Genomic DNA, 13,187 nt, shown 5'->3' on the forward strand with positions numbered 1-13,187 from the left:
ATACTCACGCACCATCCGAGTTTTGTGACACTTGCGTAAGTCCTGGTTTAATTAGATGTACAAGCCATATGCAGCATCCGTAAAACACAATGAAACTAGTTTGTAACCAAAGCGATTTAAACACTCACCTTTCACTAACTTCTCGTGCTGTTCCTTCACGTCCTACTCATCCCATACTTGCCAACGTGCTGTTACAAGCAGATGTTGCCACTAGTCAAGTAAGTTTGACGGCTTTCGACCTCAGCTTGGGAATTCGTACCACATTCAAAGCCGAGGTTTTAGAAGGAGGAACAATTACTCTTCCAGCTAAGCTACTTAATGATATAGTTTCTCGTTTACCAGAAGGTGAAATAACCCTCGATGATGAATCATCGGATATAGAATCTGAGGGAGTTGGTTTAACCGTTACCCTCAAGCCAAAAAACGGACGCTATCAGGTACGAGCAATGGGTGCAGAGGAATTTCCCGAACTACCCGTAACTGAAAACGAGAAAGCAATCCATCTTACTGTTAGTGCATTAATTGAAGGTTTGGGTGGTTCTTTATTTGCCACAAGTGCAGATGAAAGCAAACAAGTGCTGACGGGAGTACATTTGACAGTTAAAAAAGACAGTTTAGAATTTGCAGCAACCGACGGACATCGTTTAGCAGTAGTAGAAACTAGCAACGAAAACTTAGATGCTGATGATGATGAGCAACCAGATTCCGTACAGGTAACATTACCAAACAAAGCTTTACGAGAATTAGAAAGAATGCTAGCTCACAGTTCAAAAGAAGATGAACCTGTAGCAATGTATTTCGATGAAGGACAAGTAGTTTTTGATTGGCAAAATCAGCGCTTAACAAGCAGAACTTTAGAAGGCCAATATCCAGCTTATCGTCAACTTATACCCAATACATTTGAACGAGAATTAACTTTAGATAGAAAGCAACTTATTAGCGGATTAGAAAGAATTGCTGTATTAGCCGACCAAAAAAATAATATTGCTAAACTCAGCATTGATAGCGAAGCCCAAGAAATTACCTTATCGGTAGAAACTCAAGAAATTGGTAGCGGAATGGAATCAATGCCAGCACAGATATTAGGAGAAGATATTGATATTGCATTTAATATTAAATATTTGATGGAAGGTTTAAAAGCATTACCTTCAGCAGAAATTCAAATGCAGTTAAACAACAATTTAGCTCCCGTTATTTTTTCTCCCATCGGAGGAATCAAGATGATTTATTTAGCAATGCCAGTACAGTTGAGAAGTTAGGAATTGGGCAAAGGGGACAAAGGGAATTTTAACCTTTGACCTTACTTACCTTATTTAATTGGAATTTCAATTGATAATTCCGTACCTTTGCCGGGGAAAGAATTGCATTTAAACATACCATGATGTTTGTCAACTACTATTTGATAACTAATTGATAAGCCTAAACCAGTTCCTTTACCTACTGGTTTAGTGGTAAAAAATGGGTCAAACATTCGTTTCATGACTTCTTCAGTCATTCCTAAGCCGTTGTCAGCGATACGAATTACAACTCCATTCTTATTTTCCGCAATCTCAGTGCAAATCTTAATTTTAGGAATTGGAGATTGATTTTTATTAGTTTGTAATTCCCAAAAAGCATTGCTGACTCCTTCTTCTAAGGCATCAATTGCATTGCTCAAAACGTTCATTAATACTTGATTTAACTGCCTTGCGTAACATTCAACTTCAGGTAAATTACCGTATTCTGTAATTATTTTAATACCGGGACTATCTGGTTTTGCTTTTAAACGGTATTGCAAAATTAATAATGTGCTATCAATACCTTCGTGAATATTCACAACTTTCAAATCGGCTTCGTCGAGTCGAGAAAAATTTCGTAAAGATAACACAATTTCGCGAATTCGTGATGCTCCTATTTTCATCGAATCAAGCATCTTTGGTAAATCATAAACTAAAAATTCTAAATCAATTTCTTCCGCTCGCTCGCTAATTTCGCAGTTATCTGCTTTACAAGTTTGTTGATAAAGTTCTAACATACCCAACAAATCTTCTATATATTGATGACGAATGCAGTTTGTAATAGGGCAGATAAAATCATCTTGCTCCGTGTTTTTCGGCAATTTGTCCTGAGATAAAGTCATTTTTGATAAGAGGGAACAGCAAATTTTTTATTAAATCTAAAAACATTGTGAAATATTGTCACTTACAATGTCTCCAGTAAAAATACTGCCTTCATCTTTTAAATAGTTTGATTTTTATCTAATTAAATATTTTTTTAAATAAAGTTAATATTTTAGTATTTAAATATCAGGTGGGATGATGCCCACCTAATAAAATAAAAATCTAAGCCTTTACTGTTTCAGAAAAACGAATTTTTAAATAATCATCCTCCATCTTTGCTCCAGATGGTTGCAGTGCTGCTAAAGCTTGCGGTAACACCAAATTGCGGCGATGATTACCGATGGTAATATTCAATTCATCGCCACTTTTACTCAGATTTACTTTATCTTTGGGAATGCCAGGTAAGTATAATTCTAAGCTGTATTGATTTTGGTCTTGGACAATTCTAATTGTATTCTCTTTGTAATATATTTGAGTCGGATCTTCATCTTTATAAAGCGTTTCTTTAAGTCTTTCCAAAGCTTCCAAACCACACATTTCTTCAGAATAAAGGGGAACTTCTTTCACGGGTAAAGGATGGAAATTATCATGAAGTTCTTGACGATATTGTTCTTGATTTTCTTTCCATCTTCGGAAAAACGGGTCTTGCACTTCTTGTGGAATAATCCGATTTGCTATTACCAAATCCGTCGCAACATTGTACAAACTTAAATAAGCATGAGCGCGAAGAGATTCTTTGATGACCATCTTTTCAGGGTTAGCCACAAGCCGCACCGAAGTTTGAGTATTATCAGTTAGTACTTTTTCCAAGGCTTCGATTTGCTGATAAAACTCGAAAGGTGCATCCATCACCTCTTTATCCGGTAGCGAAAAACCGGCGATCGGTCTAAAAAACGGCTCCACTAAAGGACGTAACGCTACCGAAATATTTTGAAAAGGTTTATAAAAACGCCGCATATACCAACCACCAACTTCCGGTAAACTCAATAACCGCAAAGCCGTACCCGTAGGAGCAGAGTCAATAATTAAAACATCAAATTCGCCTTCATCATAATGACGTTTCATTCTCACCAAGCCAAAAATCTCGTCCATCCCCGGTAGAATTGCCAACTCTTCAGCTTGGATTCCCTCCAATCCCCTAGCCTGCAAAACTTGAGTAATATAACGCTTGACAGCACCCCAGTTTCCTTCAAGCTCTAAGAGTGCATCTAATTCCGCACCCCATAAATTTGGACGAACTTGTTGCGCTTCGTGTCCGAGTTCCAAATCAAAACTATCTGCTAAAGAATGGGCTGGGTCTGTACTTAAAACCAGCGTGCGATAACCCAATTCAGCACAACGCAGTCCAGTAGCCGCAGCAACCGAAGTTTTCCCTACACCACCTTTACCTGTCATTAAAATTACGCGCATGGATTATCTTTATTTCCTGAGAAGCTTTTACATATATTTACAATTATGACTTCTTTAAGGGGAAGAAATGCTGTTTAACTACATCCAATCGCGAACATTTCCAGTAATCAACATGAGAAATAATCAAGTCATCAGAATTGACTCCTAATTGACTCCATCCAGGGATAGAAATTCGCGGTCTCCAAGGTAGAGGTGTATTCCAGTTTAGAGTCCATTCAGTTTTGATAGTATCTCCTTCCCTACGAATATCGTGCAAATCCATCTGCGGTTTGATAAAGAAAGTTTCAATAAACTTAATCATCAACTTATAGCGATCAACTCCATTAAACTTATTCATCGGGTCTTTGAAATAAACGTCTTCCGCGTAAATGTTATAAGTTTGATTTTTAGGAAAACGTTGATAATCTGCCTTTAAAATCTCTAAAATATCCATAAATCAATTATCAGATACTCAATCTTCCATTGTTCACTGTTCGTTCCACAGCTTTTCCAACTGTCGTTTCCAAGCAGCTAAAACTCGTTCTCGCGATTCGGAACCTTGATCCATTTCACCCATTAAACCTTCAGCATAAAAACGCTCAAGATTTTGCATCGTTTCATCGATTGATTTTCCTTGCTGCTTGGAAACTTGAACAATTTCCTTAATTTTAGTTTCAGTTAACCGATTAAAAGCATCATTCACACCGACTTCATAGAGAGAAATTAATCTAGCGATCGCATCGCGTAAATCTTCTACAACCAAGCTAGCGCAACTGTGCTGAAATACTCCCCACAGCACATCTTGATGCAAAGCGTAACGAACTTGTTGAGTTTCATCGAAGTTAGCATCAAAAAATTGCTCTAAAAAAGGTTGTGCTTGCTGTGCTGGCATTATCGGTAACAAAACTCGCAGCCAAGTTTGATCTTCGCTCAGTAGTGCTAATAGTCGAAAAGTAGCAGTTTCCACTTGCCAAGAACCAGGTGCAAGAACATTTACCGCAGATGTACCAAATAAATCCGCGAGCGTATCAGCGATTTCATTATGTGTCATATTATGCAATTTGAGCTATGACTCATGCTACCGCTTATGAGTATCGCAATTTATCTTCCCAAAGGCTTATGATTTGAGAGTTAGGAGTTAGGAGTTAGGAGTTAGGAATGAGGAGTTAGGAATGAGGAGTTAGGAATGAGGAGTTAGGAATGAGGAGTTAGGAATGAGGAGTTAGGAGTTAAGAGCGGGAGAGGAGGAAGATGGGGGAGATGGAAGAGAAGTTATTACCTTTGACCTTTAACCTTTGACCTTTAACCTTTGACCTTTAACCTTTGACCTTTAACCTTTAACCTTTAACCTTTAACCTTTAACCTATGCCCTATTTTTTATAAATTAAAAATACCGAACCAATTGCGCCTAAATTTTCCACATAAGTTTTATTATCGTAATATAATCCGGGAGATTCTCCTCCATCGAATAATATTCCTTCTTGCACTTTACCTAAACAGTTATTTCGAGCAATACTTGATAAAACATCATCAAACATATCTGGTAACAGTTCTCGATTCACTTCAGTTAGTTTGACATCAGAATTTGCTCTAGAATCATTGACTAATAAAATGACATAACCTTTATCAGTAACGGCAGCCATTGAACGATTTATGGCTTTTTTACAGGCAAATTCTCCTAAAGCTTCACAGATGTCTTTAAATTCGCCGTTACTATAAAATCTACCGTTACCTCCAACCATATTGTAATTAAGAATATCCTTATTTCTTCGACCTACTCCAATAGTTGCTTGACGTTGAGAAGGTTCTCCTCCAGATATACCAAAAGAAGAACGCTTATCTTTAAAATCTCCCGAATATTCGATTCCCCGTGAAATATTTAAACCCTGCGGTTTGTCGTCTGGATCGATATAATCCGCGTTAATTGCAGCGATGGGTTTTTTGCCATTTAATAAAGCGTTTTCGTCACCGATTATTTCACGGAATAGTTTAGGAACGTATTCTTGACGCAATTTACCGCTATCATTTTTAGCGTAGATCTTGTGAGCTAAACCGACATTTACCTTAAAATCTAATTCTTTTGATTTAGGATTAAAAATAATTACATGATTAATTCCCTGATTGGATGTTTCACCTAAGTTATTAGTCTTCAAAAATTTTATACTCGTGTTTGCATTTTCTCTCACACAATTATCTGAGGATGTTTTTTCTTTTCGTATATTGGTTGATGACTTTTGCTCTTGATAAGAACGGAAAGATAATATACCAATAACTATCAATATTATCCCGATAAAATTTCTATTGAACATATTTATATACTTAACTAATAAAATTTAATCATAAAAATGTTTTACCCTACCATATTTCCTTACCAAGGAGAAAGATGTCCGTCAGGACGGGGTGAGTCGCTTTAACAAGTTTAATTAGAAATTTATCTCATAAAAAAAACTCCCCACATAAATAATTTTGCAGGGAGACATTTAAATATAAATTATAAATTCGAGTTAATTGAAAATTCTATTATTCAGAATCTCACATTAAGAAAACCATTCCAGAACAGCTTCATCCTTAGTATTCGTATTACGTGATGGAGTTTCGCGATTAAACTTCATCTGAATTGAGCGGGTTTGCTCACCATCAACCGCAACTGCTTTAATTGGATAATCAATCAAACCATCTTGGAAGGACATTTGGAAACGGAATGTACCATCTGGATTAAGTTTGATTTGGCGATCGCCAATTGTTACAGTTGCATCTGGTTCGGTAGCACCATAAACAATTAACTCAGCGTCAGCAATTAACCAGAATTTGCGGGGACGTACAGGAGCTACGGATGCACTCATTCCAACACCAGACATATTTACACCCGATGCTGTGGGAAGCGCCCACATACCTACACCAGATGGGAAAATGTAGGAACTGATGGCTTGTTCTGGAGCCATTGAACCAGGAACGTGCTGCTGCGAACCGAACATAGAACCAGCTACCCGCATTGCTTCTGCGGATTCAGCCATCCCAAAGATTTGGTCGTAAATCGCGTTACCGTTAGCGTTACCGTTAGCATTACGGCTAACATCACCGTTGCTACCTGCACCATAGGAAACGGGCATTTTCTTCGCAGGTGGTACTAGTTCGTACTTGGTCTGACCGCGTAAATCTTCTTCAAAATCAACCGAGATAAACACATCTTCGATCCAGTCAGAAGGATATACAGGGGGAACGTGTACTCTTGCACTACGAGCTAGTACCAACCAACCACCATCAGCACAACGATAACCAATGTCGATTACGTAATCGCGATCGCTAACTGGAATTGGTAAATACCATTCTCTTGCAAGTTCATCGCTGGGATATTCTTGAAGATTATGAGCGCTTTGGTTATCTAAGTTGATGTCGGTAACATCATAGATTCTGAGCGCAAGCTGTTGTCCACCTTGTCTGCGTAAATCTTCTTTATGCTCGTTAGAAATATCCCAATAAGCATAAGCCCATTGTGGATCGCGAGGCATTAAAACAATACGACTCTCACCATAACCAGCCGGTAAATCAGCAAGTCCCTCGTCAACCGAAGCGAGAGTACCACCAGTTTTATCTTCCTGTCCTAACTCGAATTTTGCTGCTTCCACCGTTTCCTGTGCCTCCAATGAACGAGATTCCTGCCAAGATATTTTTTTACTCTGTGCTTCTTGAACTGCTGCGAGTAGCTGCGATTTCCGCATTCGACTATAGCGAGATACGCTATATTCACTAGCAACTTTACGCAGTTGCCGCAATGTCATTTCTTCTAATGGTGGGCGTTCTTTTGCCATGAATAAAGACCTCCTAAAGTTGAAGTAAGAAATTTCTTTTATTAAGGAGAGGTCGGTCTAATTACATCTACCCCAAATCGTTTTTATCAACTTGTTATATGATGCCAAATTTTCAATGCAGGAATGTATTTTACTTCTACAGAAAAAATTCCCAGATAAGAATAGGGTTCAAAGTTAAACACTTTTTAGGGTAGAAAATCACAATTTTTAACCCTTCCTTCGCAATTCTTCCACTCTTGCAACTTTCACCACAGAGTAAAAGTTTTTCTAATGTCATGTATAAGCATTCGTGACCGCAGAAGAATTACTTGCTACTAAATATTAACTATCATTACCCTGTTGGGATCAAGGGGTAAAGAAAACTTTTTTGTCCTAAGTACGAGTTTATAGGCTCTTTCGGGATCTATATGTCATCTTTCCTTAACATTTGGGACTCAAATGCTTCTGCCACGGCATTCTGAATTTCCTCAATGTCATGTTTTAATGACAAATAAGTATTATTGCTCATGAATAATAGTACTTACGTTCTTTTAGAGGAAAGGAAGCAAGGAATAGAGGAAAAACGATAATGAAAGCGGGGTAGAATTAATGTAGTCGAGTACTAGGCTGAGCACGGCTACAAACACAGAAAATCAATTAAAAAAAGCAAAAACAGATTAACCAATCTGGAGGGGGTTTGGGTGAGAATTGCCCAATTTCTTGGTTTTCCCCAACATCTCAACCAAAAATACAATCAAAAACTCTTTACCTAATTGAAGGTAACACCTGTTTTTCAACTAATACACGTCTATCCATACTAATTTCACCAACATATTCTCTACCATCAAATTCGTAAAATACTAACAAAGTTGTCGAATTCTTTTGATGCGAACCTAAAAGCCGATCAACTTCATCAATTACTTCCGTATAATCGCTACCCGAAACATCAGAAACAGCGATCGCTTTCTTATCCTCCTCATCTAAACGGCGATCGCCATTGCTATCAGCTTTGACGACTTCATACCACATTCCCCGGACAATTTTATCATCCCGCCTTTGCAAAACTACTTCTTGGGCATTTAAAAATAAAAAGTCATTTTCAGGGACTAATCGCCGTGCTGATTTGTCGTTAACATTAAGAAATAAATAATTATGCGTCCTTAACGCTTTTTTATCGTAATAATTTTGACGAGAAATTTGTTGAGAATTAATAGGCCCAACTAAATAAGCTGTACCTTCAAGTTCCTCGAAATTACCCAAGCTCATTTTCGCTTTTTCATCTTTTTGAGCTTCCTTACTGACCACACTACTTGCTGTACGTTCGTTCAAAAAATAACGTCCCAGCTGATAACCCCCGTAGCCGAAAACTACAAGTACAACTAAACCAATGCCCAAAAACAGCCGACGATTCGCGGATTTCATCTTTAATTATGAGGGAAAATCGGTCAATCAATTTTAGATTTTAAATTTTGGATTTTGGATTTTGGATTTTGGATTAACTCAACTGATAAATCTGACAACTTGAGAATAAAATCTAAAATCTGTAGCCGGACTGGATACAACCAAAATCGAAGATATTACAAATAAATTTATTATTTCATTAATTGCTACATAAATATGTTAAATAAAATAACGAAGAAAAACCGGGCTTCCATGCTTAAGAGCGCATTTTTATAATTTGCGACTCACAGAGAAACCAGGTTGGGAATTAGTATTGCTCTACGTCGAAACCGCGATCGACAAATATTCGCGGATTTAATTATTGTTGAGTATTGGAACCGTTAACAGGTTCAAAACCATTACTTCCAAAAGTAAAGTCAACATCAGTTCGATCTGAATCAGTACCTTCGGACGAAAAGGAACCAGCACCAGTGGAGATCAGCTTCACATCGTCAATCAATATCCCAGAATCGACAATAGAATCGGTTAAATCCACAATTCCGAAACCTAAGTTGTATGTTCCAGCTTCAGAAATTGCAACTTTAATCGTTTTACTGTCAGTTGCTTGTGAATATCCTTCTACAGATTTATCAGAAAAAGTCGGGTCGGATGTATCACGTAGAACAACCGGGAGTTTGGAAGCCCTGTGACTTTAGTCCAGGGAGGAAAAACGACTCGTGCAGATTTATCTGCCGTCAATATTTTCTTCTATCATCTTATCAACAAATTTCCTTAGCTGTTTTTGCCAGTTAGGAATGCGTTTTAACTTGTTTTTAACTCCAGGCAACACTTTGAAGCAAACCGGGTCTTTATCAAATGGATTTTTGCTCGTAAAACCTAAATCATTGTTTTTCTGAAATGGCATTGTAATTAATTGTATGTGTTGGTATACTAACTATAAAATAATATAAGTCAAAACAATGTCTTATGGATGCCAACAAATTTTAATTAGCCCTGACAAAGATTTAAAAGCGTTGCTTGAATATGTTTGTACCGAAGCGAATAATTTGATTAACTGCGGAGTTTACTACAGTCGTCAATATTATTTCAAAACAGGTAAATTCCCTAGTAAAGTCGATTTACATAAACAGATAGGGACTATTCAAAAGAATAAGCACTATCAAGCGTTGTATTCAGATACGGCACAACAAATATTAACTGGCGTTGCGGAATCTTTTAAGTCTTATATTGGATTAGTTAAAGGGATTAAAAAAGGTACTGTTACTCAAAAACCGAGACTGCCAAATTACAGAACATCCGGAGGTTTAGCCTTAGCTACATTTACGGGACGTTCCCTTAAATTGAAAGATGGATTAATTAGATTCCCATTGGGTAGTCTGGTAAAAACTTGGTTTGGGGTCGATGGTTTTTATCTTCCAATGCCTACCAATCTAGATTTTAAATCCATCCGAGAGGTTAGGATTTTACCAAGAAATAGGTGTTTTTATGCGGAGTTTGTTTATCAATCTTGTGATGTTGTTGTCAGTCTTGATAAATCTTCATGTGTTGGGAATTGACCACGGGTTGAATAATTGGTTAACTTGTGTTTCTAATATTGGAACTTCTTTTATTATTGATGGCTTACATTTAAAATCCCTTAACCAGTGGTACAACAAATCTGTAGCTAAGATGAAAGAGAATAAACCGTACAGTTTTTGGTCAAACAGACTTGCAGCAATTACTGAAAAGCGGAACAGGCAAATGCGATACGCCGTGAATAAAGCAGCAAGAATTGTAATGAACCATTGTATTGATAATAAAATTGGTTCGATTGTTTTTGGGTGGAACCAAGGACAAAAAAATAGTTCTAATATGGGTAAAAAGAACAATCAAAAATTTGTTCAAATCCCAACAGCAAAACTTAAAAGCCGTATTGAACAGTTATGTCAGCAATACGGCATTGAATTTATTGAAACCGAAGAAAGTTATACCTCTAAAACATCATTTCTAGATAATGATGTTCTACCTAAATATGGTGAAAAACCCGACGGGTGGAAGAGTAGTGGTGTTAGAGTTAATCGCGGTTTATTTAAAACTTTAACCGGAATAAGAATAAATGCAGATTGTAATGGTGCTGCAAATATTATCAGAAAAGTAGCTGCAATATTCAAATTTGATTTGAGTAAAGTAAGTAGAGGTGTTTTAAGTACGCCTAAGAAAGTTCGTCTCTGGACTCTTCAGAAATCCCCGTGTCTTTAGACCGGGGAAGCTTAACCAGTTTTAAAGCAAAGTTACCAACAGAGAAGAAAGCTGAATCGTTGAAACTCTCCGATGGAGTAGCTTCATTGGTCAAAAGACTGTAATCAAACTCCAAAATATCCCCAGCTTTTGCGGTAAATGCTTGCTTGATTCCCGAACCTTCTGTAGCATTCCCATCAACCAAAATATCGAGGGAACCAGATGTTAAATCCAGAAAATTTGATAAATCTGATTCTTCAACCGAACCACCCGCATCACTAAAACCATTGCTAATTAAAGCCTGGAATTCTCCATCGGTGGGGTTGATTCCAATTTCTTTAGTCTCAATACTAGTATCACCAATGCTTCTCCAGTTCTCAAAAGTACCCGGTTCAAAGGAACTACCTTCAAAACTACCATTGTTAACAAAACTATCTGTTACCAAGGGTTGAAATTGTGAAGACTCAGTTTGTCTTACTTCAGATATATCTTCTTTTGGAGCCGAACTGGTTAGATCGGTTATGGTATCAGCTTCGTTAGCAGTATTACCGTTGGAAACAGAAATAGTTTTAGGTTCACCCCTACCGTCATCAATAGATGCAGTCGCTTTGGATTCTCTAGTCTCAGTCCCATCTGGACTATCTTCTTTTGGAGCGGAACTGGTTAGATCGGTTATGGTATCAGCTTCGTTAGCAGTATTACCGTTGGAAATAGAAATAGTTTTAGGTTCACCCGTACCATCATCAACAGATACAGTCGCTTTGGATTCTCTAATCTCAGTTCCATTTGGACTAATACTTGCAAAAGCTTCAGAACTTGAAGTATTTTTCTGTACGGGAGTTGTTGTATTTTGATCTGCCATTTGATATTTTCTCTTAAGTTCTACCTGGGATTCTCACGTAACCATTCACATAGTAAATCATCAGCCATGATTATTCTCTGAATATAAAAAAAATGTATATTAGATATTTTTGATTTTTTATTGCTTTAATCAAAAAAGGATTATTTAGTTATCCTTAATCTAAGAATATGCAGCCATTTCAAAGATAAAGGTATTTGAAAAAGTAAATTGGTTTTATTAAATAGCATGATGTATGTTCTTGGAATTTGTTATCAGTCTAATTGTTCAACCCTGGAGTACTTGTATTTTTCAGATAAATGTCTTAATGCTTTTTTTTGTAATTAAACTTTAATAAATGATACATGGGATCAAAGTTTACTCAAAAAAATGCGTGTAAAAAAGTATTCATTTAACCAATATTAATGAGAAAATATTAAAGCATCCCCAAGTTTTTAGATGAAGGTATAAAATTATGGGTAAACCGACTGTTTTTATTGATGGTGCGGAAGGTACTACAGGCTTGCAAATTCACTCACGTTTAAACGATCGCGATGATATTGAAATTGTCAGCATACCGCAAGAAAAACGTAAAGATGCTCAAGCGCGATCGCAATTTATCAACTCAGCCGATGTCGCTATACTTTGTTTACCCGACGATGCTGCTCGCGAAGCCGTCAATTTTGTAACTAACCCTAACGTAAAAATACTGGATGCAAGTTCTGCTCATCGCGTTGCAGATGACTGGATATACGGTTTTCCCGAACTAGAACCCAAACGCAGGGAAGAAATCAAAAACGCTAAAAGAGTCAGTAACCCCGGATGCTATCCTACGGGGTTTTTGACCTGTGTACGTCCTTTAGTTGCAGATGGGATTATCCCCAAAGATTTTCCTGTAACTATCAACGCGATTTCTGGATATTCGGGAGGAGGAAAAAAACTGATTGAGGAATATCAAAGCATTTCTCAAGAGCAAGCAGACGCTTATGCTTACGGTATCTACGGATTGAGCTTCGGACACAAACACGTCAAAGAAATGCACAAGCATTCAGGATTGCAGTGTCCACCATTGTTTGTTCCATCTGTGGGAAACTTTGAAAAAGGAATGTTAGTGCAAATTCCTCTACCTTTACATTCGCTGCAAAATCAACCTAGCGGTGAATTGATTCACAACACGCTCAAAGAATATTATCAAAACGAAAAATACGTTTCTGTTGCTGCTTTGAATGATGATTCATTGCGTAAAGCTAAATTTTTTGATGCTCAAGCAGCGAATGATACCAACTTAGTACAAGTATTTGTTTTTGCTAACGAGGAGACAAAAGAAGCTTTATTAATAGCGCGATTGGATAATTTAGGAAAAGGTGCTTCTGGTGCAGCGGTGCAGAATTTAAATATTATGCTGGGTTTGGATGAGGATTTGGGGCTTGGTTAAATCTACAGGTTAGATAGCAA

Annotated in this window: 13 protein-coding genes and 1 pseudogene; 4 read left to right on the plus strand and 10 right to left on the minus strand. The window is 37.3% G+C overall.

Going from position 1 to position 13,187, the window contains the following annotated elements:
- Window positions 1–89 precede the first annotated feature (89 nt).
- On the plus strand, window positions 90–1,259 hold the full coding sequence (gene dnaN, locus VB797_RS16560; protein ID WP_323238812.1) for a DNA polymerase III subunit beta: 1,170 nt from the start codon (window positions 90–92) through the stop codon (window positions 1,257–1,259).
- 50 nt (window positions 1,260–1,309) lie between these two features.
- On the opposite strand, the pseudogene VB797_RS16565 reads toward dnaN, so the two are convergent.
- The 9 genes and pseudogenes from VB797_RS16565 to VB797_RS16605 all read right to left on the minus strand — a co-directional run.
- A pseudogene (locus tag VB797_RS16565) lies at window positions 1,310–2,041 on the minus strand (sensor histidine kinase); the annotation flags it as partial.
- A 280-nt stretch (window positions 2,042–2,321) separates the two neighbouring features.
- Window positions 2,322–3,509 carry a TRC40/GET3/ArsA family transport-energizing ATPase gene (locus tag VB797_RS16570; protein WP_323238813.1) on the minus strand — a complete coding sequence of 396 codons (1,188 nt, stop codon included), beginning with the start codon at window positions 3,507–3,509 and terminating at the stop codon, window positions 2,322–2,324.
- 43 nt (window positions 3,510–3,552) lie between these two features.
- On the minus strand, window positions 3,553–3,942 hold the full coding sequence (locus tag VB797_RS16575) for a DUF2358 domain-containing protein (protein ID WP_323238814.1): 390 nt from the start codon (window positions 3,940–3,942) through the stop codon (window positions 3,553–3,555).
- Window positions 3,943–3,975: 33 nt separating this feature from the next.
- The gene (locus VB797_RS16580) at window positions 3,976–4,539 is read right to left on the minus strand and encodes a hypothetical protein (protein ID WP_323238815.1); all 564 of its coding nucleotides are present in this window, start codon (window positions 4,537–4,539) and stop codon (window positions 3,976–3,978) included.
- Between the two features lie 319 nt (window positions 4,540–4,858).
- Complete coding sequence (locus VB797_RS16585; RefSeq protein WP_323238816.1) at window positions 4,859–5,797, minus strand: phosphodiester glycosidase family protein; 939 nt, start codon at window positions 5,795–5,797, stop codon at window positions 4,859–4,861.
- Between the two features lie 228 nt (window positions 5,798–6,025).
- Window positions 6,026–7,297, minus strand: coding sequence for a DUF4912 domain-containing protein (locus tag VB797_RS16590; RefSeq protein WP_323238817.1), 1,272 nt, complete (start codon window positions 7,295–7,297; stop codon window positions 6,026–6,028).
- A gap of 744 nt (window positions 7,298–8,041) precedes the next feature.
- A complete protein-coding gene (locus VB797_RS16595; RefSeq protein WP_323238818.1) occupies window positions 8,042–8,698 on the minus strand; it encodes a hypothetical protein in 657 nt (218 codons plus the stop codon).
- A gap of 337 nt (window positions 8,699–9,035) precedes the next feature.
- The gene (locus VB797_RS16600; protein WP_323238819.1) at window positions 9,036–9,212 is read right to left on the minus strand and encodes a hypothetical protein; all 177 of its coding nucleotides are present in this window, start codon (window positions 9,210–9,212) and stop codon (window positions 9,036–9,038) included.
- A 189-nt stretch (window positions 9,213–9,401) separates the two neighbouring features.
- On the minus strand, window positions 9,402–9,581 hold the full coding sequence (locus VB797_RS16605; protein ID WP_323238820.1) for a hypothetical protein: 180 nt from the start codon (window positions 9,579–9,581) through the stop codon (window positions 9,402–9,404).
- 55 nt (window positions 9,582–9,636) lie between these two features.
- Between VB797_RS16605 and VB797_RS16610 the strand changes: the two genes are divergently transcribed.
- The gene (locus VB797_RS16610; protein WP_323238821.1) at window positions 9,637–10,233 is read left to right on the plus strand and encodes a hypothetical protein; all 597 of its coding nucleotides are present in this window, start codon (window positions 9,637–9,639) and stop codon (window positions 10,231–10,233) included.
- Between the two features lie 7 nt (window positions 10,234–10,240).
- Window positions 10,241–10,915, plus strand: coding sequence for a transposase (locus tag VB797_RS16615; protein WP_323238822.1), 675 nt, complete (start codon window positions 10,241–10,243; stop codon window positions 10,913–10,915).
- Here VB797_RS16615 and VB797_RS16620 read toward each other — a convergent pair.
- Window positions 10,869–11,756 carry a hypothetical protein gene (locus VB797_RS16620; RefSeq protein WP_323238823.1) on the minus strand — a complete coding sequence of 296 codons (888 nt, stop codon included), beginning with the start codon at window positions 11,754–11,756 and terminating at the stop codon, window positions 10,869–10,871. The two genes, VB797_RS16615 and VB797_RS16620, sit on opposite strands and share 47 nt — an antisense overlap.
- A gap of 451 nt (window positions 11,757–12,207) precedes the next feature.
- On the opposite strand from VB797_RS16620, the gene argC reads away from it, so the two are divergent.
- On the plus strand, window positions 12,208–13,167 hold the full coding sequence (gene argC / locus VB797_RS16625) for an N-acetyl-gamma-glutamyl-phosphate reductase (protein ID WP_323238824.1): 960 nt from the start codon (window positions 12,208–12,210) through the stop codon (window positions 13,165–13,167).
- The last annotated feature ends 20 nt before the right edge of the window (window positions 13,168–13,187 follow it).

It is taken from the genome of Rivularia sp. UHCC 0363 (assembly GCF_034931125.1).
Taxonomy (GTDB): domain Bacteria; phylum Cyanobacteriota; class Cyanobacteriia; order Cyanobacteriales; family Nostocaceae; genus Rivularia.

Coding starts and splice junctions, on each gene's coding strand:
- VB797_RS16610 (WP_323238821.1), top strand. CDS start 9,637: ATGTCTTATGGATGCCAACAAATTTTAATTAGCCCTGACAAAGATTTA.
- VB797_RS16605 (WP_323238820.1), bottom strand. CDS start 9,581: ATGCCATTTCAGAAAAACAATGATTTAGGTTTTACGAGCAAAAATCCA.
- VB797_RS16575 (WP_323238814.1), bottom strand. CDS start 3,942: ATGGATATTTTAGAGATTTTAAAGGCAGATTATCAACGTTTTCCTAAA.
- VB797_RS16590 (WP_323238817.1), bottom strand. CDS start 7,297: ATGGCAAAAGAACGCCCACCATTAGAAGAAATGACATTGCGGCAACTG.
- VB797_RS16620 (WP_323238823.1), bottom strand. CDS start 11,756: ATGGCAGATCAAAATACAACAACTCCCGTACAGAAAAATACTTCAAGT.
- VB797_RS16570 (WP_323238813.1), bottom strand. CDS start 3,509: ATGCGCGTAATTTTAATGACAGGTAAAGGTGGTGTAGGGAAAACTTCG.
- dnaN (WP_323238812.1), top strand. CDS start 90: ATGAAACTAGTTTGTAACCAAAGCGATTTAAACACTCACCTTTCACTA.
- VB797_RS16585 (WP_323238816.1), bottom strand. CDS start 5,797: ATGTTCAATAGAAATTTTATCGGGATAATATTGATAGTTATTGGTATA.
- argC (WP_323238824.1), top strand. CDS start 12,208: ATGGGTAAACCGACTGTTTTTATTGATGGTGCGGAAGGTACTACAGGC.
- VB797_RS16580 (WP_323238815.1), bottom strand. CDS start 4,539: ATGACACATAATGAAATCGCTGATACGCTCGCGGATTTATTTGGTACA.
- VB797_RS16595 (WP_323238818.1), bottom strand. CDS start 8,698: ATGAAATCCGCGAATCGTCGGCTGTTTTTGGGCATTGGTTTAGTTGTA.